Here is a 22,056-nt window from a genome sequence, read left to right as displayed (position 1 = left end):
AGCTTCCTGTGGAGTGAAACAGGAAGACTGCCTGACCGGTCGAACCTCGGGTGGACCACGAGGCCGACAACTCCCTGTCGGAGTGGACAGGGCGCCACAGAACGTCGTCGACGGCATCACGGCATCACGGCATGACTGCATGACGGCATGAAGGCATGAAGGCATGAAGGCATGAAGGCATGAAGGCATGAAGGCATGACTGCATGAAGGCATGACTGCATCGACAGAATGAGGCAAGTGACATCGGTAGCACCCTGTAATAAGACAGGAGCCGAACCGGTCGCGTGCACGATGACAGAGGCGAAGCGGGGATCAACAGCAGCCTGCAGATTACGGCAAGAATGCTGCCGGAAACTTGGAACGTTTATTCACACGACGTTACACGTTACTGAGGAAATTTCAAGTGACCATTTGGTTTTCCGGGTCAACCGGTAGCGCAGCGGACGTTCGAGGAGCCCTCGCCGGCGTCAGCGGACGTATTGCTGCACTCGACCACGTTGTCGTTCGCCGGCTTGAGGGCGAACCCGTAGCCGGGGCCGTTCACCGTGGCCTGGTTATTGCGGAAGGTGTTGCCCACACCCCAGCCGTCGAGGATCTGGTGGGTCTGGAACCCATCCATCGGCGAATTGACGCCGCTGTTCCCGTCGATGACCCAGCCGTTGCCTTTGACGTCAACCCAGGAATCGGCGCTGGTCATTCCCGAACCGTCGAAGCTGTTCTGCTGGAGGATGCCGTTGCTCGTGCCCTCCTTGATGTCCACGCTTTCCGCGGTCGTCGCCGAGATCCGGTTCCCGATGATCGTGTTCCGGTCGCTGCGGTCCGGCTCGCAGCCGCTCACGTCGCACCAGTTACTCTCGGCCGTTCCGACGTAGACACCCTCACCGAACTTCGGCCGGCGGAGGCCGGTGTCGCTGATCTGATTGTCCGCGACGCGGTTGTCGGTGCTGTTGTTGCGCAGGTGCACCGCCTCGTCGCCGATCTGGGACACCTGGAGACCCTGGATGAGCGAGTTCCGGGTCTGGTCCGCCATCACGCCCTTCTGGCCGTTGCGCACGGCGAACCCGATCAGGTGCACGTACGCCACCCGGTCGAGATGCAGCACGTACCCACCCTGCACACCGCCGCCGTCGAGGATGCTCCCGGCGGTGCCGCAGAGTGCGACCGGCGCATCGGCAGTGCCACTGGTGCGGAGTGTGAATGTGCCCTGATAGACACCGGGGGCCAGGCCGATCACACTGCCGGGATTCACGGCGTCGAGGGCGGCCTGGAGTTCGCGCGCGGTCGTGACCGTCACCGTGAACGGCGGGCAGCCGGCCACGGTCTCGGGTGGAGGCGAAGCCGGCGATGTGGACGGGGGCGTGGTGGGTTGGGTGGCGTTCTGGGTCGGACCCGTCATGGCGACGATCACCATGACGGCGACACTGACGACTGCAACTCCGAGGACGCCGGCCGTGAGTACCCATTGCAGGCGCGACGGCGTCCGGCGGCGCGCCGGGGCATCCGCCCGGTCGTCGGCATCGGGCATCAGGGGCGCCGCCGACGGACTCGCGTGAAACGATGCCCCGGGAGAGCGACGTGAGCGGCACGCGCTCAGCGTAGGGATGCCGGATCGTGCCGAACTGGGGACCGCTGCGGGTTAGTGCCGTCACGAGGAGCAGCAGGGCGAGCAACAGCCAGACCACGGTGAGTGGCTGGAACACGGACCGGGCCAGAGTGAGGGCCGTCGTCGCGCGCTGCCAGCCCGTGAGGTTGTTGCCTGCGACGACCGCCCCGGTCGAGGTCTCGTCCCACACCGGAACGGCGCCGGAGCCCGAGAGGGCGTTGCTCACGACCCTGACCGATGTGACGTCTCCGACGAGGCTCACGGCGTGGTTGGAGGCGGCCCGGATGGTGTTGTCGGTGATGCTTGCTCCGGCGTTTCGGACGTACACCCCCGTTGGGCTGCCGCTGATCGAGTTGTTGCGAACACTGGTAGCGGTAACCCGGTCGCGAACGGCGATCGACTGGCGGGACTGGTCCTTCAGGGTGTTCCCCGCCACGACGACACCCGATGCCCCGTCGTCGAGCACGATGCCCATGTCATTGCGCGCGATGAGACTCGAGTACACACCGAGCGCCTGACCTCCGCTGAGTTCGATCCCATACCTCCGGTTGTCTTCGACGGTGCTGCGAGTCACTGTACTCGAACCGAAGGATTCCACGCTGGTGCCGATCGCACTCGGACCATCGGCCAGCGAACGGCCGTCGATCGATACTCCGTTGCGCCCGTTGTTCGTCGCGGTGATCTGGTCGAACATGATCCCCGAGCTCGACCTGGCCACCGTGAATCCGTCGACGCCGCTGTTGACGGCGCTTGTCCGGGTCACGGTCGTGTCGGACACGAACCGGTGGAAGACGAGACCGTCGACGAGGCTGTTCGTGATCCGGGTGTCTGTGATGGTGACACCGGCGGCGTGAGTGACGAAAAGCCCGAACGCATTGCCGTCGATCGTGACGTCCTGGAACCCGGCCGACAGAGTGGGGGCGGCGGGCCCGCTCGGCGAGACGGCGCCGGCGGGGGCGCGCAGGAGCGCGGGTGGGAGCACGGGTGCTCCGGCGAGAGGAGCGCCGGCGAGCGGGCCCGGGCCGGTCGTACCGGAGCCGTCGGCCGTGACCGAGCCATCGGTCCCAGAGGTGTCCGTGCCGGAGGCATCCGTCCCGGAGAGTGCGAAGCCGCCGGTCTCGCCGCTCCAGAAACCGAGGTCCGCGATGCGCGCGTGCCAGACGGAGACCGTTCCGTCGATCATCCGGAGATAAGCGCGACCGTCCGACGTGTCGGTGTCGACGGCACCGGTCCGGGTATTCCAGCTTTCGATCACCACAGGGGCCGTCGCCGTGCCATTGACGAGGACGGAGCCTCCGAGTCCGATCACGGACACGAACGTGCTCGGGTCGCTGCGAAGCCGCAGGGTGAGCCCATCCGTCGCGGTCAATGACAGGGTGGCGCCGGTCAGAACGGCGATATTCTCGGAAAGCAGGTAGCCGCCGTCCGGTTGCCGCACGAAGGTCGTGGGTGCGAAGGTGAGCAGGTCTGAGACGAGGTAGGGCTGTGCTCGGGCCGGCAGGACGAGGGTCACCGAATTCCCGGAGGTGATCCGGTACGGACCCTGGAGCCCGGTCACTCGCCACTGAGCGGATGCCGACACGCTGCGGATGTAGCTGAGCCGGGCCTTCTCTGTGTTCACCAGGCTCGTCTCCCTGGTCGGGTCGCCGGGATAGAGGACGCCCTGGACGTTGCCGTTCCGCGCGATCTCGGCCCGCCCGAAGGCACTCGTGGGGGAGTGGAACACTCCCGTCGCGACGAGGATGAGCGCTGCTGCGAGCACCCCGGCGAGGATTCCGGCGAGTGTGCCGAGGAGCACATACCGTGCGCCGGGTGACCGGCCGGACTGACTGTGCCTGCTCACGGTCACTTTCATCCTCGGCGCCCGGGTGCGGGGCACCCGGACCGGCGCGACTCTGGTCCGGGTCACGAGACCACCGCCGCTTGGGTAAGGGAGCGCGCGTCCTGGCCGTCACCGCCGATGGTGTCGTTGTGACGGGTGAGCCAGCCCTGCTTGTTCATGGTGACGAGGGCATACGTCTTGATCGGGAGGGCGACGAGGATGACGGCGAGGGCGAGCAGCGGCAGGAGCAGTAGGTCCTTCGGGTGTCGGCGCAGGTGTGAGATCCCACGGATGCCGCGGCCGAGAAGCAGCCAGCCGATGGCTGCGGCGAACCCGGCGATGCTCAACTCGAGGCGACTGAAGAGCAGGTAGAACAGAGTGATGCCCATCGTGAGCGGGGTGAGCAGGATCTGCAGGACGGTGACCTTGGTGATGAACGGCACCCGCCAGAGCCAGCCCCTGGCCATGGCGGTGAGGTAGCACCGGTAGGAGTTGCGGCTCCAGCGCACGCGCTGCTTGACGAAGGCGCGGAAGCCGGTCGGGAACATCGACAGGGCGCGGGCGGATGCCTGATGCACGGTCTTGTAGCCCGAGGCGAGAACGAGCCACGTCAGCCGGCCGTCGTCTCCGGAGATGCAGCGTCGGCCCAGGAAGAACTCGTTTTCGAGATGGTCGAGCACAGGCAGGACCGCGGCACGCCGGTACACCGCAGTCCGCCCGGACACGCACGGAACAGCCCCCGCCCGCCCCATGGCGGGCACGTAGTCGAGGTAACGCAGGTCGACCAGCCAGTCGGCGATCCGTCGCCAGACGCTCGTGCGGCTCTGGTACACGTTCTGCCGGGTGCCGACCGCTCCGACAAGGGGGTCTTCGAAGGGCATCTGCACGTTCCGGAGCAGGTCCGGCTCCCACCAGGTGTCCGAGTCGGTGAGGACGAGGAGGGTGTGCCTGGCCTCCCGGATCCCGGCCCCGAGCGCGGATCTCTTGCCCACGTGGTGGAAGAGGATCGGCCGAACGCGGGGATCGCCGATCCGGACGATTCGTTCGTAGGTGTCCACGTCCGCGACGTCGAGCACGATCAGGATCTCGTCCGGATTCTGGGCACGCCAGGTGTCGAGGCAGCTCAACAGGATGTCCGGATCCTCGTGGAACGAGGGCACGATCACCGAGGTGGACGTCCGGAAGTCTGTGACGATCGGAGGGGCCCGATGCGACAGGATGAAACGGTAGAGCCAGAGGCCCCAGACGATGGTTCCCGCGATCGCCAAAGGAAAATAGGACGCAACGACTGCAGCGTCGTGCGCAACCGTCGTTCCAAGGGCGCCCCAGTCGATCGCGTAGCCGGGGTCGGCGGACACTGTCGTTGCTGGGGGCATAGGGATCGGGTTCCTTGTGCTCGATTATGCTGGTCAGCGGCGCCATTGAGCTGACTCGCCGAAGGTGTGCAGTGATTCAGTTCCGAGATCCCCGCCACGCTCGCGAGTACGGCAATGGGTCCCTACTGAACCAAAGTAGACAATTCCTCAGGTTTTGCAACCGCACTGTGTGGATACACAGGGAGCCCGTCAGGCGGGCTAGTCTCTCCGCGGCTCGCGGGCATCCGTTGTGAACGGATTGACCCCGGTGATGCGTTCGACGAGGCCGATGGCATGGCGCAGGATGGCGCGGGGATCGGCGGAGTAGTCGGATTCCGAGGCTTTGCGCATCGCGAAGCGGAGGACGCTGACCGCCAGCCCGACGACCATGTGCGCCTCGTCGAGGATGTCCGGCGTTGTCGTCTCTGTCCGCCCCCGGGCCGCGAAGCGCAGCAGCACGACGTCCGCGAGCCGGTCTTCGAGTTCGGCGAGGCGGACGATCTCGCTTGTGAAGAGTTCGGGGGTGTTCTCGATCAGCGTGCGCCTCGCCCGGAGAAGGTTGCGGTCGGGTTCGCTCGCGGCGATCGCGGACTCGATCATCAGGACGAGCTCCGCAAGGACGGATCCGCCGTTGCCCTCGACGAACGTCTGCACCGCGCTCTCGGTGGGCAGGGGCGGGGACGCTCCGAGGAAGGCGGCATCCTTGGTCGCGAAATAGTTGAAGAAGGTGCGCTGGGAGACCTGGGCCGCCTCACAGATCATGTCGACGGTGACGTGGTGGTATCCGTGTTCACTGGCCTGGCCGATTGCGGCCGCTTCGAGCGCGGCCTGGGTGGCGGCGCGCTTGCGGGCCCGGAGTCCCTCGTCCTGCCCGGCGTCGGTGGGGATGTTGTGCGTGTCTCCCGGGCGACTACTCATACCGCAGGGCGTCGATGGGGTTCTGACGAGCCGCGGCCCTCGCGGGCAGGGTGCCGGCGAGGAACGCGATCAGCATCACGACCCCGACGATGATTGCGATCGAGGCCGGTGCGAACTGCACGACCTGGAGACCGGGCAGGGCGGAGAAGATCCCGTTCGCGAGGAGATTGCTGATGAGCGAGCCGACGCCGATCGCGGCGAGGACGCCGAGTGCGCTGCCGAGGAAACCGATGAAGACCGCCTCCATGCTGAACAGGGCATAGACACGTCCGCCGTTCATGCCCATGGCCTTCATCAGCCCGATCTCGCGGGTGCGTTCCTGCACGCTCATCAGGAGGGTGTTGACGATGCCGAAGCCTGCGGCGATCAGGGCGATCACCGCGAAGGCGTTGAGCACGCCGATGATGACGTTGATCACGGTCTCAGAAGGCGCCGATCGTGTCGGCGACCGTCTGGGAGGAGTATCCCTGCGCGCTGAGGTCATTCTTGATCGTGGTGATCTGTGCTTTCGTCGCGGAGGCGTCGAAGTGCGCGACCGCGGTGGCATAGCCGGCGGTGACGCCGGCAGGTTCACCTGCGACCGCGACGGTGTGCAGGTGGGCGACGAGGCTCCGGTTGAGGGCGGCGCCGGTGCCGAGGAGCGTCTCGTTCTGCACGCCGACGACGGTGGCCGCGACGGTCTGCTGGGTTCCGGTGTAGTCGGTGATCCCGATGCTGACCTTCGTGCCGACGGCGGCCTGTGCGTTTGCGTAGCCGAGGTTGTCGAGGTAGGTCGTCGGCAGGAGAAGCTGGTCGCTCGAGCCTGCTGTTGTCGAGCTGTGCCCCCGCGGCCAGGTCTGCCGTCGTGATGGTCCCGGTCTGGCTCACCGTGAGCTCGAACTTTCCGTTTCCGGCATATTCGACATAGTCCGGCGATACTCGCACGGCGGGGTCGACGCTCAGGATGCCTGCGGTCGCCTTGATCTTCGCGAGGTCCGCCGTGGTCAGGGCCTGGATGGTCGAACCGGGGCGCGACCCGTTGCCGAGGCTCACGGTCGTGGACTTGCTCGGGTCATAGGCGGCCGGTCCGTCGCTGGCCGTGGCCGTTGCATCCGCCGCCTTGGTGATCGTGAGCACGTCGGCGGCGCCGATCGCCGAAACCTGTCCGTTGATGTACGCGGTCACCCCGGTGCCGACGCCGCTCGTGATTGTGAGCGTGAAGGCTCCGATGAAGATGGCGACAACGGTGAGACCGGTGCGGAGCTTGTTGCGGAAACTGTTCTGAATGGCGGAGCGGACGATGTCGAGGAACTTCACGAGTGGGCCCCGCCTCTCTTGTGGGTTCCCGTGGGGGAGTCGGCGGTCTCTTCAAGGCCGTCGCGAATGAAGATCTGGCGGTCGCAACGGGCGGCGAGCTCTGTGTCGTGGGTCACGATGATGAGCGTGATGCCGTTCTCCTTGTTGAGCTTGAAGAGGATGTCTTCCACGACCGTTCCGGTTGCGGAGTCGAGGTTTCCGGTGGGCTCGTCCGCGAAGATGACCTTGGGGTTGTTCACGAGGGCGCGCGCGATGACCGCACGCTGCTTCTGGCCGCCGGAAAGGTTCTTCGCCTTGTTCTTGGCCTTGTCGGCCAGTTCGAGCTGTTCGAGTGCCGCCATGCCGCGAGCCTTGCGTTCCCTGGCTCCCACGCCGGCGATCGTGAGCGGGAGGACGACGTTCTCGAGCACGGTCGCATTCGCGGTCAGGAAGAACTGCTGGAACACGAAGCCGAAGTCCTGGTTACGGAGCCGGTTGAGTTCCTTCGCCTTGAGCTTCTTGGCGTCGGTGCCCTCGACGAGGAGTACGCCGGAGTCCGGATCGTCGAGGAGCGCGAGCAGGTGCATGAGCGTCGACTTTCCCGAGCCGCTCTTCCCGACGATGGCGACGGACTCGCCGGCCTGGATGTCGAGGGAGACGCCCTTGAGCGCGTCAAAGCGGTTGGCTCCGCTGCCATAGGACTTGCCTATGACCTGCGCGGATAAAACGGGGACACTCATGCGGGCTTTCCTTCGTTGGGTGACTGGAGCGCTTCGCTCGACCCGCGGAAGCCGTCCCGGCCAGCGGATGCTGGCGGTAACGGTGCGCAGACAATAAGTTTACAGTAGCTGCACATTCACGGCGCTCGCTGGGAGAGGACTGGGAACCAGCCGACGAACACACCCCAGTCATCCCAGCGTACGACCAACATTTCGGGTGACGTGACAGCGGCTGTCAGCAGGCCCGGTTCAGAGGTCGAGCGACTCGTTCGGTTCGAGGGCGAAGAACTCCCCACCAGCCTGTTCGGTCGCCGCGGCGATCCGCAGATTGGAGAGGTCCTTGCCTGCGCGCGACAGAAGCATTTCATGGGTCGGGAAGGTGCGGCTCGGCTTCACGGCGAGCACGTAGTCGATCACCTCGCTGATCTTCAGCCAGGGCGCGCCTGCCGGAACGGCGAGCGTGTCGACCTCCACCCCTGTCGGAACAGTGAAGGAATCGCCGGCGTAGTACAGCCGGTCGTTGACGAGCACGCCGACGTTGTCGATCACGGGGATCGAGGAGTGGATCACGGCGTGGGTGCTTCCGAAGAAGCGCAGGGTGAAGTCGCCGACCGTCGCGGTGTCGCCTTCGTGCACGATCTCGACGGGGTATCCCGTTGCGGCGGCGGCGACTCCCGCCGGCCCGAAGATCCTCACGTCGGGGTTGGAAGGAGATGATGCGGTCGAGTTGTTCGGGGGTCCAGTGGTCCGGGTGCTCGTGGGTGATGACGACGGCATCCGTTCGTGCCGTGTCGGTCAATGCCGTCGTGTACGAACCCGGGTCGATGTAGAGCTTGCGTCCTGCGACCTCGACGATCAGGGCGGCGTGCTCGAGCTTGGTCAGTTTCATGTCGGGTCCTTTTCTCTCGGGTATCTGGACCGAGCTAATACCCAGATGACCGGGTGATGCAAGCCGACGACGTGCCGTGTCGTTCACTCGGTTTGGAGTGGACCCGATCCGTGTGGCATACTCGGTAAGTTGCAAAAAACGGCCCCATCGTTTAGCGGCCTAGGACATCGCCCTCTCACGGCGGTAACGCGGGTTCGAATCCCGCTGGGGTCACAATTGCCCGGTTCCCTTGAAAACAAGGTGAACCGGGCCTTCTTGTTTAAGCGCCCCAGAAGGCCCGTTTTCGGGTTTTGGCAACATTTTGGCAACATCCGATTTACGGGCCATCTGATCGAGGGCCGTGGCAACACTGTCGAGGTCTTCGTCGAAGAGGTCCGCGTACACGTCGAGCGTGATCGATGCCGACGCGTGACCCAGCATCCGCTGCACCGCCTTGACGTTGGCTCCGGCTGAGACGGCCAGGCTCGCGGCGGTATGGCGCAGCTCGTGGGGCGTCAGGCCGTCAAGGCCGATCTCCGTCGCTGCTGGATCGAACCAGCCCTGTCGAAACGCGTGATTGCGCAGCCAAGTCTTGGTGCGGATTCCATAGAAGACGGGCTGCATCGCCGTGCGGCCGCGAATCTGACGACCGAGCATCTCGACCAGGAATCCGGGAATCGGGATCGACCGATGCTCGTAGTCCTTGGGGGCTTCGACGCGCTGGTAGCCCTTGTCCTCGACGACGGTCTGGCGAACGGCAAGCCGGCGATGCTCGAGGTCGACGTCGGCCACTCGCAGGCCGGCGAGTTCGCCCCAGCGCAGGCCGCAGTACGCCAGCGTGAGCACGAGAACCTCGTACCCGTAGTCCGAGCCGTGAGCGTGATCGCCGACGGCTCCAGCGAGCGCGGCGACCTGGTCGTGGCTGAGGTAGTGCTTGGCGGTCTTCACCTTCTTCGGCAGCTTCAACCGCTGCGCCGGGTTGGCAGGCAACCGCCCGTCGTCGACAGCCAGCTGCAGGGCGCCCGAGAGTACGTTGGCGACCTTGCGAACGGATTCGGGGGAGCCGGGCAGGTTCGCCGCCCACTCCTGGACTCGCAGCCGGTTGAGTTCCCCGATGGGAATGCGCCCGATCTGGGGCGAGATGTGGTTGGCGATGATGCCCTCGACGCGCGTGCGGGTCGTGGCGCGCAGATCCGGTCGAGTGGCCAGCCAGACGCGCATCCAGGCATCGACCGTGGCTCGAGTTTTGCTGGGGTCGACGTAGGCGCCGCGGTTCTTGTCGACCTCGACGCCGGCCAGGAAGAGCTGTGCGGACCGTTTGGTCGTGAAGCCGCGCTTCTGGGTCTGGAGGTGATCCGGCCGGCGATAGATCACCCGATACCGTCGGCCCTTCGCGGTGTCGTAGGGTTCGATGCTTCCCATGAGATGTCCTTTCGCGTCGGCGCGTGGAACTGGCTGAAAGGGTAACGGCGACCCCCGACACCGAATAGTTGGGGCCGGAATGGTATCCATTTCGGGGCCAATCGTGCCCATCGTGTTATCGGGGCCGCACGAGCGCTTTGGGATCCGCGGCCGATTGCTGTGCCAAAGGGAGGTCCGACGAGGCCCGCGGCGTTGCGCGGTTCGCTCTCTACGCAATGAAGTCACTCCTCGGGATGATGGGGCATGAGAAGACTTCAAGAGGTAGCTCAGGCGCTCACTTGTTACTCGAATCCACAGCCCATCAGCGTCGCGAGACTGGGCTCGAAATCGAGCTGCCCATTCGTTTGGGTATTCGTTTGGGTATTCGTTGAGAGCGAATAGGCAAACGACTAGGTAAGGGGCCTCTTTCCCTGTCCCACCGCGCCCCCCTCGCTGCGCTCGCTTCCCAACCCCCCACACCCAACGGCTTTGTGTGGGGGGTTGGGAAGCAAAGGGGTAGCGGTGGGACAGGGAAAGAGGAAGAAGTGTAGGAGAGAGAGAAGTAGGAGAAAAAAACAGGAAAAAAAGACAAAACGAAGTACAAAAAAACAGGAGCAGACGATAAAAGCAGCAGGACAAGCCAGTCAGAAAGTCACTGGTTTGAGGGCGGACGGGGATTGTGACCATGGTGTGGTGGACGGACCGTGAAGAGGCAATGTTCGACTGGTAGACGGTTGTGCGACTGGCAGAAATGGATGCAATCCGCTGTGCACTCGGGGAGCTCTCCGGGTGTGGCGTCCCCATGAACACACGAAAGGCGCAGCAGTTCGGGCGTCGCCGTGTCGACGTCGACGCTGCCCAGGTTCAAAACCTGGAGTCCTCCGCCGCGGCCTCGGACCTCCTCGGCGAAAGCGATCATGAGTGTCGCCGTCCTCAAGGGCATCGAGGGCGCGGTCGAAGTCGGGCCGTGATGCTCGAGTGCCGGAGACGCCGCGGTTGATGAAGAGAACGTCGCGCCGGACACCGGCGGCACGGATGTCTGCCTCTTGCCGGCCTGTGGATTGCTGAAACGTCGATACGCGCGCCAGCCGATCAGCTTCGCCACTGTGCTCCTGAGGGTGTCTCATGGCAAGCGGTGTGCACCGCATTTCAAGCCGGAGGCTGTGCGACGAAGTTATGAGCCTCGTCGCGGCACGAGGCTCCGACGATCCGTGAGGCCGAGAAAGCGAGTCGTGAGATGTCTTGTATCTCTAGGGTTACGAGACGGCTGGAACGTTGGAACCGTTGTCGTGTTTGAGGCGCCTATGCGCGAATCCTCAACGGGCGGGTCTTGCGGGCGCCTCCCGCCCAAACGCGCCGCAGAGCCGAGTCTCCGCAGGGGAGTGTCCGTAGGGGGTCCCCGTTGTGCGCAGCCGCAGGCGGTTTCAAGCGAGGCCAACCCGGCACGCTGCTCGCGAGCACTTACCGGGACAGCGACCACCCGTGTCCGCCCTAATTGGACGGGACCGGATGAGTGGGTTTATCGGTCGAGTCGGAGCTCGTTTAGCACCTCGGCGACTCGTGCCCGTCGCGCCTCGGACAGCCCTAGGATCGGGAGCGGCAGGCACTCGTGCGGGGCGAGGCCGAGGTGCTCCGCGATGGCCGCGACCACGCGCAGAGCGCCTCCGAACTCGGTGAACAAACGCCACAACGGGGCGAGCCGTTCTGATTCTGCCGCCGCGTCCGCCTCCCGGCCATCTTGTGCGGCTCGCGTGATTGCGAGTGCAGCCGCAGGGAGGATACCCCCGATGACCGAATACCAGGCATCACATCCCGCATTCAACCCGGTCGCGGCGAATGCGTCACCGGACACGCCGATCGTGACGTGCTTGGGCACCACGGCTCGGACAGCCGAGACGTGGGCGCGGGCTGCGGCGGGGTCGGGAGGCACGCCGGGGATCTTGATCGACGCGATCCCCGGCAGGCGGGCGATGCGGGCGTAGAGGTCGGTGCTGAAGGTGAAGTGGGTGGTGCCGGGGTTGTCGTAGACGATCACGGGAAGTTCGGTGTGCTCGGTGACAGTGCGAAACAGCTCGAATACGTCGTCGTCGGTGAGGGGCTGGTAGCTCATCGGAGCCAGCAGCACTCCCGCGGCACCGGCTTGTTCGGAATGGTCGATGTTCGTGAGGATCTGGGAGGTGCGCAGCGCCCCTACCCCCGCGAAAACGGGCGTCTCACCAGCATGCTCAACGGCAAGAGCCTGCGACGCGGGCACGCTCGTCCGGGGTGAGATAGGCATAGGAGCCCGTCGAGCCCAGCGTTGTGATCGAGTCCACCTTCGCCCCGCTCAACCTTTGGATCAGGCCGATAAACGCGTGCTCGTCGACCGCATCGTTCTGAAATGGGGTCAGGGGGAAGGCGCTAAGGCCAGTGAAGATGCTCATTGCTCCTCATGGTGCGGGGTGTGTTCGAGGCCGAGGGCGGGGGTGGCCTGAAAACGCCAACTTAAGACAGGGCTATTTCTGCCAACTTACTTCAGGGCCACTCACTTGTGAGTTCTAGTGTGCCGTAGTCGCGGCGGGTTGGTGGTGCTTGAGCCGGTAACTATTCGACCACCGGACGCGAGAATCGAACGCTGCTACTCCGTGATCGGACTCTAACCGCTCGCCCGTCTCAACAGCGACCCATCCATCACACCCCAAGTGAGCAGCCTCCTGCCTCCGCAACTCACGCTCCGTGCGCGTCACTCAAGGTTCCCTTGTGAAACGATAAGCGGGGCCGGCCCTGACTCTGCGACTGGGCCCAAATCCGTGTCGCTCGAGGTCCGGCTAACCGGCGGAAGCTCGATTCTCGCCGGACCTTGGGCGGCATCGACGCTCCGGGCCAGTTCATTCGCGCGCTCGGCCATCTCGAGTGACTCCTGCCAGCTTCAACCGAACACAATATGGGCGATGCAAATGGCCGTGGCTAGGCTCGGCCATGAAGATGGCCCGTCATTGAGTCAGCTGAAACTCGGCGGTTAGCTATGCGGACACCACACCGGCCGACGACCAGGACAACGCGCAGGGTGGGGTTCCATTTGTCGGAGAGACTCATTTGCCGGGGTGTCCGTCGAAGAACATGGCCTCGACCGGCTTCTGGAAGAGCCTCGCGAGGCGCAGAGCGAGAGGGAGGCTGGGGTTGAATCGGCCGGCTTCGATCGCGTTGATTGTCTGTCTGGAGACTCCGACACTCTTGGCCAACGTTTCTTGGGACCAATTGCGTGCTTGCCTTAGGACTTCCACGTCGTTCCTCATGAGGTGACTTTGGCGGCCGCCTTCATGATGACCGCAGAGCGCACCCAAAAATCGGCGATCAGGGCGACGACGATACCGATCAAGATCCAGGCCGGATTCGTCTGCGTGGGGAAGATGATGAAGAGGCATCCGGCTGTAACAGTGAGAAACAGCATGTCGATGAATGTCTTCGACTGCGCCTCCACGGCCGCTTGGCGCTCAAGGCTGTCTTTTGTGGCAGTGGAGTTCTGTCGTTCAGAGCGCTTTCGGAGGACCACTGCGCCGATCCCTGCGGACATGACGATCATTACCAGGAGCCCTAATAGCAGCGGTGACATCCACTGCGGAGAGCCGTTTCCTTGGCTGGAGGCGACAAGTCCGCCCGCGACGCCGGCCACGATAACAATCCCGGCAATGTAAATGAATCGGTCCTTCATCTCGGACTCCCTAGTTTGGACGAGCGTGTATGGAAAGTTTACTTTCCATACAGATGGAAAGTCAACTTTCCAAAAAGGATGCCAAGGTCGTTCTCGAAATGAAAAGAAGCCGGTGGCGCCAATTCCCGAGGTATGGCGCCGCCGACCTTCCTGTCCTCTAGAAGATGGCTCCTGCCCGAGGGCCGACTTCACTTAGCGGCACTCGGGGTATCCAAGGAGCCTGAATGTAGACGCGCATAGTGTTGCGGCACAGTCCGTGCGCGGCCAGCGCTGCCGTCGCTGCAGCCACGACCGAGACGGCAACGACGCACAGGGGGATTCCGACGCCGGGGATGAAGCAAAGCGCTGCAGCTAGGCCTGCGCCGCCCCCGGAGACAATCACGCCCTGGTCAGTCCTGTTGAAGTCGACGTAGATGCCGTATTTCGCGTCGATGCCGCCACTCAGATACGGGGTAACCACCCCACCGAGATCCGTCGCTACTTCTGGCTTGAGCCTCCTGAAAGCTCATCTTCGATCCAGTGGGCAGCGTGAAGGTAGTGACCGCCTGTCCGTCCTTCGCCGTGGACGTCTTTCGAGGCACGCTGGAATCGCGCAAAGCCACGTAGGCGGCATCAATCTGGGCGGCGGTGAGTTCTTGAGCAGGTGACGCCTGTGACGAAACCTGCGAGCTTGCAACCGGTGCCTCAGCAGCAGTGGCCGGAGCCGCGAGCCCGGCAACGATAAGCACGCTCGTCGCGATGCCCACCCCTATTCCGAGCAGAGTTTTCCTTACAGAGTTCATGGTTTCCCCCCATTGAGAAGCGCGCAGTTGCGCTTCATGGGCCTGACTCTACAGCGCTCACGCCCCCGTTTGAGGCACGCCCGCCAAGGGTTCCCTTACTGAGATGCAGATGCGGACAGAGCAACGCCTGGCCAAGACCATAGCCAGAAAGCGAGAGACGGTCGAGGTTGGGTGAGCGAACAGTGACTGACGAGCATGAGCCGAATCTCTCGACGACGGTGTCTGACGGATTCGGGCGGGGCTGCTCCTGGCTTGACACGTTCCACCCGGTCGAGGCTGAAAGGTGCCGATTGCGACACGCCTCATTCTTTCGACGGCGTGCACCGAGTTGATGCCACCTTGCGAGCGCTCACTGTGGGTCGCAGAGCAAGGTTGAAAAAAGGGCGCGAAATGGGCGCACAGCCAAAATGGCAACATTTTGGCAACACTTTTTTGAGAACAACGTGGACGAAGCCGAATCTCTATGATCATGAAGACACCATTGATCAGGCATTTGAGTTTCTACTTCTGGCATGAAAACGGTAAGAATCGCCCTCTCACGGCGGTAACGCGGGTTCGAATCCCGCTGGGGTCACAATTGCCCGGTTCCCTTGAAAACAAGGTGAACCGGGCCTTCTTGTTTAAGCGCCTCAGGAAGCCCGTTTTCGGGGTTGGTCAGCCTCACTCAGTGTCTGTGGCGATGGCACGCCTCAGTTGTTCCTGCCGTCGCGCCGCGGCCCTCGTAGGCCGAGCATAATCAGGATGATCCCGACGATGGCGAGGATGAGACCGATGGAAAACCACATCCGGTCACCCGTCATGAAACTCCCCGGGATCAGATTCATGCCCTGCCCCGCCCAGACCCCGCCAAGGATCAGAGCGATCACACCGACGGTGATCAGGGCCATGCGTCCGATACGGCTAGTCACGTCTCCCAACGTACCGTGATCGGCCAAACCGTCGCCTGAAAAAGGTGGAGTCACGGTTGGTCATCAGCGTTACTTGTTTCGAGTTGTGGGAACACTCTGGGAATCTGCACATTTCGGAGCCAGGAGAGTAGGTTTCGGATATGCAGCGGAAGCGTGTGAATCCGGTCGGCAGTGGGAATCGCGGACGCGATGTCAATGCCTGACCGATTAGCAGGGACAGAGGACTCGTTGATCGCCCTGGCGGGTGACGAGTCGCGCCTCTACGAGCCCCTCCTGGCACTGTTGCCTGTCGACGGGCTGTCCATCTCCACGTTCGGTCACGTTCTGGCCGCTGAAACAATTTCTGCGAGCGACGCTCAATCGTTCCGGCTCGACGAGCTGCAATTCGATCTTGGGGAGGGTCCGTGCTGGGACGCGCTGGAGACCGCGGCGCCCGTTCTGGAGCCGGACATCCGTAAACGGCCCAAGCACGTATGGCCGGCCTTTTCGGAAGCAATCATCGCAGAAAACCTCGGTGCGGTCTTCGCGTTTCCATTGATGCTGGGTCCGCTGCGCATCGGGGCGATCGACTTGTACACGAATCAGCCGTATCAACTCGGTGAGCAAGATATTCGGCACATGGAGGTCCTCACAACCGTCGTGAGTCGGATGGTCCTCTCTCGAGCTCTCAGGTTGTCCGAGAGTGAACATGTCGGTGAGGCCGACATGGCCACCCGGAGGGCATTCTCTCGCCGGGAGATTCATCAGGCCACGGGCATGGTCCTCGCGCAGTTGGGCATTTCCGCTGCGGATGCCTTCCTCGTGATCCAGGGTCATGCATTCGCCGCCGGACGATCCATGCTCGATATTGCAGCCGAGATCATCGACCGTCGATTGAGCTTTGCCGTGAACGAAAAGCAGATCGAAGGGTCTCATGATTGACAGCACTCGCGAGGATCGCTTGATCGACACGTTCGCGACCCTCGCTGACACCCTCGTAGCGGACTATGACGTGGTCGATCTCCTGCAGACGCTGGTCGAGCGTTGCGCGGATCTCTTCGACATTGCGGCGGCGGGCATCCTCCTGGCGGATGCCGACGGCGAGTTGGAGGTGATCGCCTCGACGAGTGAGGCGAGCAGGCTTGTCGAGGTCATGCAATTGAGTGCCAGGGCGGGCCCCTGCGTGGAATCCTTCACGACCGGCTCTGTCGTATCTCTGCCGAACGTCGAGGACAGTCCGCCGGAGTGGCAACGTTTTCGGGACAGTGCACGGGAACAGGGTTTCGCTGCCGTCTTCGCTATCCCGCTGCGGTTGCGTGAGACGACAATCGGTGCACTCAACCTGTTGTCCAGCGTTCCCGGCGCATTGCCGCCCGGAGACGTTCGCGCCGCGCAGGCCCTGGCCGACGTGGCCACGATCGGAATCCTGCAGGAACGCACGCTCCGGGAAAGCATGTCCGTCCGCGAGCAGGCTCACCAATGCGCTGACGTCTCGAGTGGTGATCGAACAGGCCAAAGGCGTGTTGGCGCACTCTCGCGGAATCTCCATGGAGGAAGCATTCACGCTGCTCAGGACATACGCCCGAACCAACCGCTTGTTGCTGTCGCGCGTCGCCCAAGGTCTCGTTGAACAGACCCTGGTGATCTGAGGGCCCCCGCTTGAGGGTGGTAGGCTGCTGGAAGCAATTAGTACCCCTCATCAGGACGCGAGCGCGCAGCCCCCAGCATGACTGGAAGAGCCGCGGTCGTATGGTGAGGCCAGACGGATGTGGCCCCATGGTCGCTCCAGCTCACGTCGCTTAGCGGCGTCAGGGCCGGTCTCGGCCTACCCGCCCGATACAGCTAGCCCCCGACGTGCCGGCTGTGAAGCCGGTCTCGTCGTCGCGCTCCGGAGAATCCGTGACCCAGATCGTTGCCGAACACGCACAGCAATTCGCCGCCCCGGCGGAGCACTCTGCCCCGACGTCCCCCAGCCCCGAAATCGCCGTCAAGGCAGACCACCTGTACAAAGTATTCGGTCGCCGACCGCATGACATCGTCAAGAAACTCGAAGGCGGCGCGAGTCGGGAAGACCTTGCGCATCTCGGAACGGCCGCCGTGATCGACGCCTCCTTCGAGGTGCAGCGCGGCGAGATCTTCGTGGTGATGGGATTGTCCGGTTCGGGCAAGTCCACTCTGATTCGAATGCTCAATGGCCTGCTCGAAGCCACCTCCGGGACGGTGACCGTCGGTGACACCCGGATCACCGGACTCCCGGCCGCCAAGCTGCGCGACGTCCGTCGCCGGAGCGTGTCCATGGTCTTCCAGCACTTCGCCCTGCTGCCTCACCGCAGCGTGATCGACAATGTGGCGTACGGCCTCGAGATCCAGGGCATGCCTCGCGTGGAGCGCCTCGCGAAGGCTCGCACCATCATCCGTCTGGTGGGCCTGGACGGTTGGGCCGACAGCATGCCGTCCGAGTTGTCCGGCGGAATGCAACAGAGGGTCGGCCTCGGTCGGGCGTTGGCCGCCGATACCGACGTGCTCCTGATGGACGAGGCGTTCTCGGCACTCGACCCGCTGATCCGCCGCGAAATGCAGGAACAGCTCATCGAGCTGCAGGCCGAACTCGGCAAGACCATCATCTTCATCACCCATGACCTCAATGAGGCCATGTTCCTCGGGGATCGGATCGCGGTGATGCGCGACGGTCGCATCGTGCAGATCGGTACTCCGGAAGACATCCTCACCGACCCCGCCAACGACTACGTCGCCCAGTTCGTTCAGGACGTCGACCGGGCGCGGGTGCTCACGGCCGGGAGCGTTATGGAGCCGGTGCGATCCATGGTGACGGTGAACTCCGGGCCGCGCGCCGCCCTCCGCACGATGCGCGACCTGCAGACCTCCGCCACGTTCGTGGTCGGGCGCGACCTCGGCTTCGTCGGGGTCGTGCGTGACCGGGACGTGCTCAAGCAGGTCAAGGCCAACCACCCCGACCTTCGCCCCATCATCAAGGAGGCAACGGCCGTTTCCACGGACACCGCCCTGGTCGACCTCGTCGAGCCGGCGGTCGAAAGCGACTTGCCGATCGCCGTCGTCGACGCGCGCAACCGTCTGCTCGGCGTCATCCCGCGGGTGACCCTGCTTGCCGCTCTCGGCAACGTCACCACCACGACGGGGGAGCTGCCGATCACGGAACCGCCATCGACCATTTCGCTCAGCGTGATCACCGAAACCCTGCGCGAGACCGCCTCGGAAGGAGCACAGCTGTGAACGACTTCCGTATCCCGCTCGGCAGCTGGGCCGACGACTTCATCGCCTTCATCACCGACAACTTCAGCTTCCTCTTCGATTTTGTACGCACCATCTTCAACGGCGCCTATGAGTTCGTCGACCTCGTCCTCGCCTCTCCGCCGTTCTGGGTGATCGTCCTCGTGGCCGGCGCTCTGGGCCTGATGGTCCGCGGCTGGAAATTCGCCGTCGGAGCCGTCGTCGGCCTCATCGTCATCGTGGGTGTCGACCAGTGGCAGAACGCAATGGACTCGCTCGCCCTGGTCCTCGTCGCGAGCGTCCTGGCAATCCTCGTCAGCATTCCCCTGGGAATCCTGGCCGCCAAGTCCGACCTGGCATCCAAGATCATCCGGCCGATTCTCGACTTCATGCAGACCATGCCCGCCTTCGTCTACCTGATTCCCGCGCTGATCCTCTTTCGGGTGGGAGTCGTGCCCGGCATTGAGGCAACGATCATCTTCGCGATGGCTCCGGGCGTCCGCCTGACCGAGCTCGGCATCCGCAGCGTCGATCGTGAGGTCGTCGAGGCGGGCGAGGCATTCGGTGCGTCGCCGGCGAGGATACTCCGTCAGATCCAGCTGCCATTGGCGATGCCCACGGTCATGGCCGGTATCAATCAGGTCATCATGCTCTCCCTCTCGATGGTCGTCATCGCCGGAATGGTCGGTGCGGGCGGTCTCGGCCAGCAGGTCGTGGCGAGCCTCAGCCGGATCGACGTGTCGCTCGGCTTCGAAGCCGGACTGGCCGTCGTGATCCTCGCGATCTTCCTCGACCGGATGACCGCCTCCCTCGGCACGGGAAGCACCCCGATCGGCCGGCTCCTGGCGGCGCGCAAGCACCGTCGGCAGTCCGCCGCGGCTGCCGCCGAAAGCGCGATCAGCGCGCCCGTAGCAGACCTGAAGACGCCGCAGCCCGCCTGAGTCTGACCGGCTCCGGGCGAGAGGACGTCCCCCCTCGATTCCCGCCGGTCGAGTTCGTTCTGACCGGCACCTCCAAGACTCACGGAGACACCTGTCTCCGTGTCACGCCCGGCCGCCTCGGCGGCCGGTCACATCCGTCAACCCCGGTCACCCACAGCAGGTGACAAGACAGGAAGACACATGAAGAACCGTTCCCTCAGCATCATCGCTCTCGGAGCCGTCGGGCTCCTCGCTTTCACGGGCTGTGCAGCAACGCCCGCGCAGACCGTCGGCAACGGCAACTCCGACAACAAAGACCTCACGATCGCCGTGTTCAACGGTTGGGACGAGGGTGTCGCGGCGTCCGAGCTCTGGAAGGCCATCCTGGACAAGCAGGGCTACAACGTCGAACTCGAGTACGCCGACGTCGCTGCGGTCTACGCGGGGCTGTCCACCGGCGACTACGACATGAACCTCGACGTCTGGCTTCCGAACACCCACGCCACCTACGTCAAGGAATACGGTGACAAGATCACCGAACTCGCGGCCTGGAACACCGAGGCGAAGAACACCATCGCCGTGAACGCGGATGCGCCGATCAACTCGATCGCCGAACTGGCCGCGAACGCCGACCTGTTCGGCAACAAAATCGTGGGCATCGAACCGGGAGCCGGCCTGACCGAAGCGGTCACGAACAAGACGATTCCGACCTACGGACTCGAGAAGATGGACTACCAGACCTCGTCGACCGCAGCGATGCTCACAGAGCTCACGGCAGCAGCGAAGACCGGTGAGAACATCGCCGTGACCCTCTGGGAGCCGCACTGGGCGTACGGCTCCTTCGACCTGAAGAACCTCGAAGACCCCGAGGGCACCCTGGGCGCCACGGAGACCATCCACGCCTACGGCAAGAAGGACTTCGGCACTGACTTCCCGCAGGCCACCAAGTGGCTGTCCGGCTACAAGATGGACCTCGACCAGTTGTACTCGCTCGAGACCGCGATGTTCGTCGACTATGACGGCCAGGACTATGGCCCCATCGTTGCAAAGTGGATCGCGGAACACCAGGACTACGTGGACTCGCTCACCAAGTAAGCCGCTGTTATGACGAACGGCCCGTGCTTAGGCATGGGCCGTTCGTGCGTTCCGGTGCTCACGGCCGGGGATCGCCGTCGCCATCCGCGTGATCGGAGGTGTCCATGCGGATTCCCTCGGGGCGTCCTGCGCGCGCCCAAACGAGGTAGAGGATGGCCGACACCAGCAGTGACGCGGCGAGGCTCACCAGTGGCAGGACGCGAGCGAGGTTCACGATGAGTGTGAACGCCACGGTCGCCGCGCCGACGAGGTTCAGTACGAGGGAAGCGGGATGCCGGTCCCGGTGGGGAGAACCTGGCCATGGCAAGCAGGCCCCCCAGGAAGCTGAGGAAGACGGACACGGCGTAGTAGAGGACGAGTGTCTGATCATCGCCGCCCGCGAGTACCGTCACCACCACAGCGAGCACTCCGAACAGTGCAACTCCCCAGACGGGGGCATGGCGGGCGTTCGTGCGGTCGAGCACTGCAGGGAGAATCCCGACCCGGCGACCGTCGGGACCGGTGTGGCGTGCGAGAGCCTTCAGCATCCCGGGTCCTGCCTGGAACGACGAGCTGGCCGCGGCGACGACCAGGAGGGCAGTGGTGAATTGAAATGCAGCAAACAGGGGTTCCGGGGCAGCCAGGCGCGCAAGTTCCGCGATCTGGGTGGTGTCGGCGCCGGGGACTCCGATGCGCAAGTGCACCACCTCCAGTGCGACGCCGAGGGTCAACGTTCCAACGACGGCCAGGGTCAGCCAGAGCGTCACCCGACCGAATCGTCGGCGACCCCGGTCATTCAGCTCGCCGAGTTCGGCAATTGCGGTCGATGGCGCCTCCACTCCCGTGGCGAGTGCCATGGCAACCGGGAACGCCAGCACAACGGCCACAATCGGGACGTGGCCAGACGATTCCGGAACTGCGGCGGCGGCTTGCGGTGTTGCGCCGAGACCGAAGCACAGGACGACGACAGTCACAGTGATGAATGCAAGAGCCATCGCGGCGAAGACCAGGCGGCCGAGTTGCCCGAACAGAGTCAGCATTGCCACGGCGAGAATCAGGCCACACGCGAGAAGGAGTCGCCAGGGTGCCAGGTCAGGGAAATAGGCGATGAGCGCCGAGGCTCCTGCCGAGACGCTCACGGCAATGGTCAGTACGAAATCGACGACCAGGGCACCGATCGGGATGAATGACCAGGCATCCCCGAAGGCTTCACCGACAGCCGCGGAGGCTCCACCACCTTTGGGATACCGGAAAATGAGCTGCCGGTAGTTCACGATCACCAGCGCGATGATGGCGATGACCAGGAACATCGTAGGGACAAGGAGACTCAGGTCGCCGTCCAGAGCGCGCAGCGCCGCTTCGACCGCGTAGGCGACCGAAGAGACCGGGTCGGCCATCACGGAAAATGCGAAGGCCATCAGCAGTATGGCGCGAGATCGTGACGACAATCCGCCCGGGAGCTTTGACATCTTTCGACTTCCTTGATCGTCGC

The 22,056-nt window shown here is 64.0% G+C and carries 20 protein-coding genes, 2 tRNA genes and 3 pseudogenes; 8 read left to right on the top strand and 17 right to left on the bottom strand.

The genetic code is table 11. From position 1 onward, the window contains the following. Nucleotides 1-424 precede the first annotated feature (424 nt). From KIV56_RS04640 to KIV56_RS04600, 9 genes and pseudogenes are all read right to left on the bottom strand, one after another. Complete coding sequence (locus KIV56_RS04640; RefSeq protein WP_281535325.1) at nucleotides 425-988, bottom strand: hypothetical protein; 564 nt, start codon at nucleotides 986-988, stop codon at nucleotides 425-427. Continuing rightward, nucleotides 879-3,446, bottom strand: coding sequence for a right-handed parallel beta-helix repeat-containing protein (locus KIV56_RS04635; RefSeq protein WP_281535324.1), 2,568 nt, complete (start codon nucleotides 3,444-3,446; stop codon nucleotides 879-881). Before KIV56_RS04635 ends, KIV56_RS04640 begins: the two co-directional genes overlap by 110 nt. 62 nt (nucleotides 3,447-3,508) lie before the next feature. After that, complete coding sequence (locus tag KIV56_RS04630; protein WP_281535323.1) at nucleotides 3,509-4,801, bottom strand: glycosyltransferase; 1,293 nt, start codon at nucleotides 4,799-4,801, stop codon at nucleotides 3,509-3,511. 198 nt (nucleotides 4,802-4,999) lie between these two features. Beyond that, nucleotides 5,000-5,698: a TetR/AcrR family transcriptional regulator gene (locus KIV56_RS04625; protein ID WP_281535322.1), complete on the bottom strand. Its 699-nt coding sequence runs from the start codon at nucleotides 5,696-5,698 to the stop codon at nucleotides 5,000-5,002. Further along, on the bottom strand, nucleotides 5,691-6,116 hold the full coding sequence (locus KIV56_RS04620) for an ABC transporter permease (RefSeq protein ID WP_281535321.1): 426 nt from the start codon (nucleotides 6,114-6,116) through the stop codon (nucleotides 5,691-5,693). The genes KIV56_RS04625 and KIV56_RS04620 overlap by 8 nt, the downstream gene beginning before the upstream one ends. A gap of 4 nt (nucleotides 6,117-6,120) precedes the next feature. Then, a complete protein-coding gene (locus tag KIV56_RS04615) occupies nucleotides 6,121-6,354 on the bottom strand; it encodes a hypothetical protein (protein ID WP_281535320.1) in 234 nt (77 codons plus the stop codon). Next, on the bottom strand, nucleotides 6,269-6,994 hold the full coding sequence (locus KIV56_RS04610) for an ABC transporter permease (protein WP_281535319.1): 726 nt from the start codon (nucleotides 6,992-6,994) through the stop codon (nucleotides 6,269-6,271). Before KIV56_RS04610 ends, KIV56_RS04615 begins: the two co-directional genes overlap by 86 nt. After that, nucleotides 6,991-7,713 (bottom strand): ABC transporter ATP-binding protein, encoded by a 723-nt coding sequence (locus KIV56_RS04605; RefSeq protein ID WP_281535318.1) that lies wholly within the window; start codon nucleotides 7,711-7,713, stop codon nucleotides 6,991-6,993. Before KIV56_RS04605 ends, KIV56_RS04610 begins: the two co-directional genes overlap by 4 nt. Nucleotides 7,714-7,941: 228 nt before the next feature. Further along, nucleotides 7,942-8,581 (bottom strand): annotated as a pseudogene (locus KIV56_RS04600) (MBL fold metallo-hydrolase). Nucleotides 8,582-8,721: 140 nt separating this feature from the next. Here KIV56_RS04600 and KIV56_RS04595 point away from each other — a divergent pair. After that, nucleotides 8,722-8,794 (top strand) — tRNA-Glu (locus tag KIV56_RS04595). Here the strand turns inward: KIV56_RS04595 and KIV56_RS04590 are convergent. The 6 genes and pseudogenes from KIV56_RS04590 to KIV56_RS04565 all read right to left on the bottom strand — a co-directional run bounded on the left by KIV56_RS04590 (nucleotide 8,792) and on the right by KIV56_RS04565 (nucleotide 14,112). Beyond that, nucleotides 8,792-10,093, bottom strand: a complete 1,302-nt coding sequence (locus KIV56_RS04590) for a tyrosine-type recombinase/integrase (protein WP_281535317.1) — start codon at nucleotides 10,091-10,093, stop codon at nucleotides 8,792-8,794. The two genes, KIV56_RS04595 and KIV56_RS04590, sit on opposite strands and share 3 nt — an antisense overlap. Before the next feature lie 512 nt (nucleotides 10,094-10,605). After that, nucleotides 10,606-11,088, bottom strand: coding sequence for a recombinase family protein (locus KIV56_RS19440; RefSeq protein ID WP_348648460.1), 483 nt, complete (start codon nucleotides 11,086-11,088; stop codon nucleotides 10,606-10,608). Nucleotides 11,089-11,480: 392 nt separating this feature from the next. Continuing rightward, a pseudogene (locus tag KIV56_RS04580) lies at nucleotides 11,481-12,384 on the bottom strand (dihydrodipicolinate synthase family protein). Nucleotides 12,385-13,032: 648 nt separating this feature from the next. Continuing rightward, nucleotides 13,033-13,236, bottom strand: a complete 204-nt coding sequence (locus KIV56_RS04575) for a helix-turn-helix transcriptional regulator (protein WP_281535316.1) — start codon at nucleotides 13,234-13,236, stop codon at nucleotides 13,033-13,035. Then, entirely contained in the window at nucleotides 13,233-13,652 is a 420-nt protein-coding gene (locus tag KIV56_RS04570; protein WP_281535315.1) for a hypothetical protein, read from the bottom strand. The genes KIV56_RS04575 and KIV56_RS04570 overlap by 4 nt, the downstream gene beginning before the upstream one ends. A 157-nt stretch (nucleotides 13,653-13,809) precedes the next feature. Beyond that, a complete protein-coding gene (locus KIV56_RS04565; RefSeq protein ID WP_281535314.1) occupies nucleotides 13,810-14,112 on the bottom strand; it encodes a hypothetical protein in 303 nt (100 codons plus the stop codon). 831 nt (nucleotides 14,113-14,943) lie between these two features. Here KIV56_RS04565 and KIV56_RS04560 point away from each other — a divergent pair. After that, nucleotides 14,944-15,008 (top strand) — tRNA-Ser (locus KIV56_RS04560). 115 nt (nucleotides 15,009-15,123) lie between these two features. On the opposite strand, the gene KIV56_RS04555 is transcribed toward KIV56_RS04560, so the two are convergent. Beyond that, nucleotides 15,124-15,321: a hypothetical protein gene (locus KIV56_RS04555; protein WP_281535313.1), complete on the bottom strand. Its 198-nt coding sequence runs from the start codon at nucleotides 15,319-15,321 to the stop codon at nucleotides 15,124-15,126. Nucleotides 15,322-15,570: 249 nt separating this feature from the next. On the opposite strand from KIV56_RS04555, the gene KIV56_RS04550 reads away from it, so the two are divergent. From KIV56_RS04550 to KIV56_RS04530, 6 genes and pseudogenes are all read left to right on the top strand, one after another. Next, nucleotides 15,571-16,263, top strand: a complete 693-nt coding sequence (locus KIV56_RS04550; protein WP_281535312.1) for a GAF and ANTAR domain-containing protein — start codon at nucleotides 15,571-15,573, stop codon at nucleotides 16,261-16,263. Further along, nucleotides 16,256-16,687: pseudogene (locus KIV56_RS19435) on the top strand (GAF domain-containing protein); the annotation flags it as partial. The gene KIV56_RS04550 and the pseudogene KIV56_RS19435, both read left to right, overlap by 8 nt. Further along, the gene (locus tag KIV56_RS19430; protein WP_348648540.1) at nucleotides 16,587-16,970 is read left to right on the top strand and encodes an ANTAR domain-containing protein; all 384 of its coding nucleotides are present in this window, start codon (nucleotides 16,587-16,589) and stop codon (nucleotides 16,968-16,970) included. The pseudogene KIV56_RS19435 and the gene KIV56_RS19430, both read left to right, overlap by 101 nt. 331 nt (nucleotides 16,971-17,301) lie before the next feature. Continuing rightward, complete coding sequence (locus tag KIV56_RS04540) at nucleotides 17,302-18,573, top strand: quaternary amine ABC transporter ATP-binding protein (protein ID WP_281536069.1); 1,272 nt, start codon at nucleotides 17,302-17,304, stop codon at nucleotides 18,571-18,573. Continuing rightward, entirely contained in the window at nucleotides 18,570-19,511 is a 942-nt protein-coding gene (locus KIV56_RS04535) for an ABC transporter permease (RefSeq protein ID WP_281535311.1), read from the top strand. Before KIV56_RS04540 ends, KIV56_RS04535 begins: the two co-directional genes overlap by 4 nt. Nucleotides 19,512-19,691: 180 nt before the next feature. Next, on the top strand, nucleotides 19,692-20,585 hold the full coding sequence (locus KIV56_RS04530) for a glycine betaine ABC transporter substrate-binding protein (protein ID WP_281535310.1): 894 nt from the start codon (nucleotides 19,692-19,694) through the stop codon (nucleotides 20,583-20,585). Here the strand turns inward: KIV56_RS04530 and KIV56_RS04525 are convergent. Continuing rightward, nucleotides 20,561-22,033: an APC family permease gene (locus KIV56_RS04525; protein ID WP_281535309.1), complete on the bottom strand. Its 1,473-nt coding sequence runs from the start codon at nucleotides 22,031-22,033 to the stop codon at nucleotides 20,561-20,563. The two genes, KIV56_RS04530 and KIV56_RS04525, sit on opposite strands and share 25 nt — an antisense overlap. Between the last annotated feature and the right edge of the window lie 23 nt (nucleotides 22,034-22,056).

It is taken from the genome of Cryobacterium breve (genome assembly GCF_027594785.1).
GTDB classification, from domain to species: Bacteria; Actinomycetota; Actinomycetes; order Actinomycetales; family Microbacteriaceae; genus Cryobacterium; species Cryobacterium breve_A.
This window is presented reverse-complemented; position numbering and strand designations above follow the sequence as displayed.

What these genes read in the sequence shown, in the direction of transcription:
- KIV56_RS04630 (WP_281535323.1), bottom strand. Translation starts at nt 4,801, where the DNA reads ATGCCCCCAGCAACGACAGTGTCCGCCGACCCCGGCTACGCGATCGAC.
- KIV56_RS04625 (WP_281535322.1), bottom strand. Translation starts at nt 5,698, where the DNA reads ATGAGTAGTCGCCCGGGAGACACGCACAACATCCCCACCGACGCCGGG.
- KIV56_RS04605 (WP_281535318.1), bottom strand. Translation starts at nt 7,713, where the DNA reads ATGAGTGTCCCCGTTTTATCCGCGCAGGTCATAGGCAAGTCCTATGGC.
- KIV56_RS04590 (WP_281535317.1), bottom strand. Translation starts at nt 10,093, where the DNA reads ATGGGCACGATTGGCCCCGAAATGGATACCATTCCGGCCCCAACTATT.
- KIV56_RS19440 (WP_348648460.1), bottom strand. Translation starts at nt 11,088, where the DNA reads ATGAGACACCCTCAGGAGCACAGTGGCGAAGCTGATCGGCTGGCGCGC.
- KIV56_RS04575 (WP_281535316.1), bottom strand. Translation starts at nt 13,236, where the DNA reads ATGAGGAACGACGTGGAAGTCCTAAGGCAAGCACGCAATTGGTCCCAA.
- KIV56_RS04570 (WP_281535315.1), bottom strand. Translation starts at nt 13,652, where the DNA reads ATGAAGGACCGATTCATTTACATTGCCGGGATTGTTATCGTGGCCGGC.
- KIV56_RS04555 (WP_281535313.1), bottom strand. Translation starts at nt 15,321, where the DNA reads ATGGCCCTGATCACCGTCGGTGTGATCGCTCTGATCCTTGGCGGGGTC.
- KIV56_RS04530 (WP_281535310.1), top strand. Translation starts at nt 19,692, where the DNA reads ATGAAGAACCGTTCCCTCAGCATCATCGCTCTCGGAGCCGTCGGGCTC.
- KIV56_RS04525 (WP_281535309.1), bottom strand. Translation starts at nt 22,033, where the DNA reads ATGTCAAAGCTCCCGGGCGGATTGTCGTCACGATCTCGCGCCATACTG.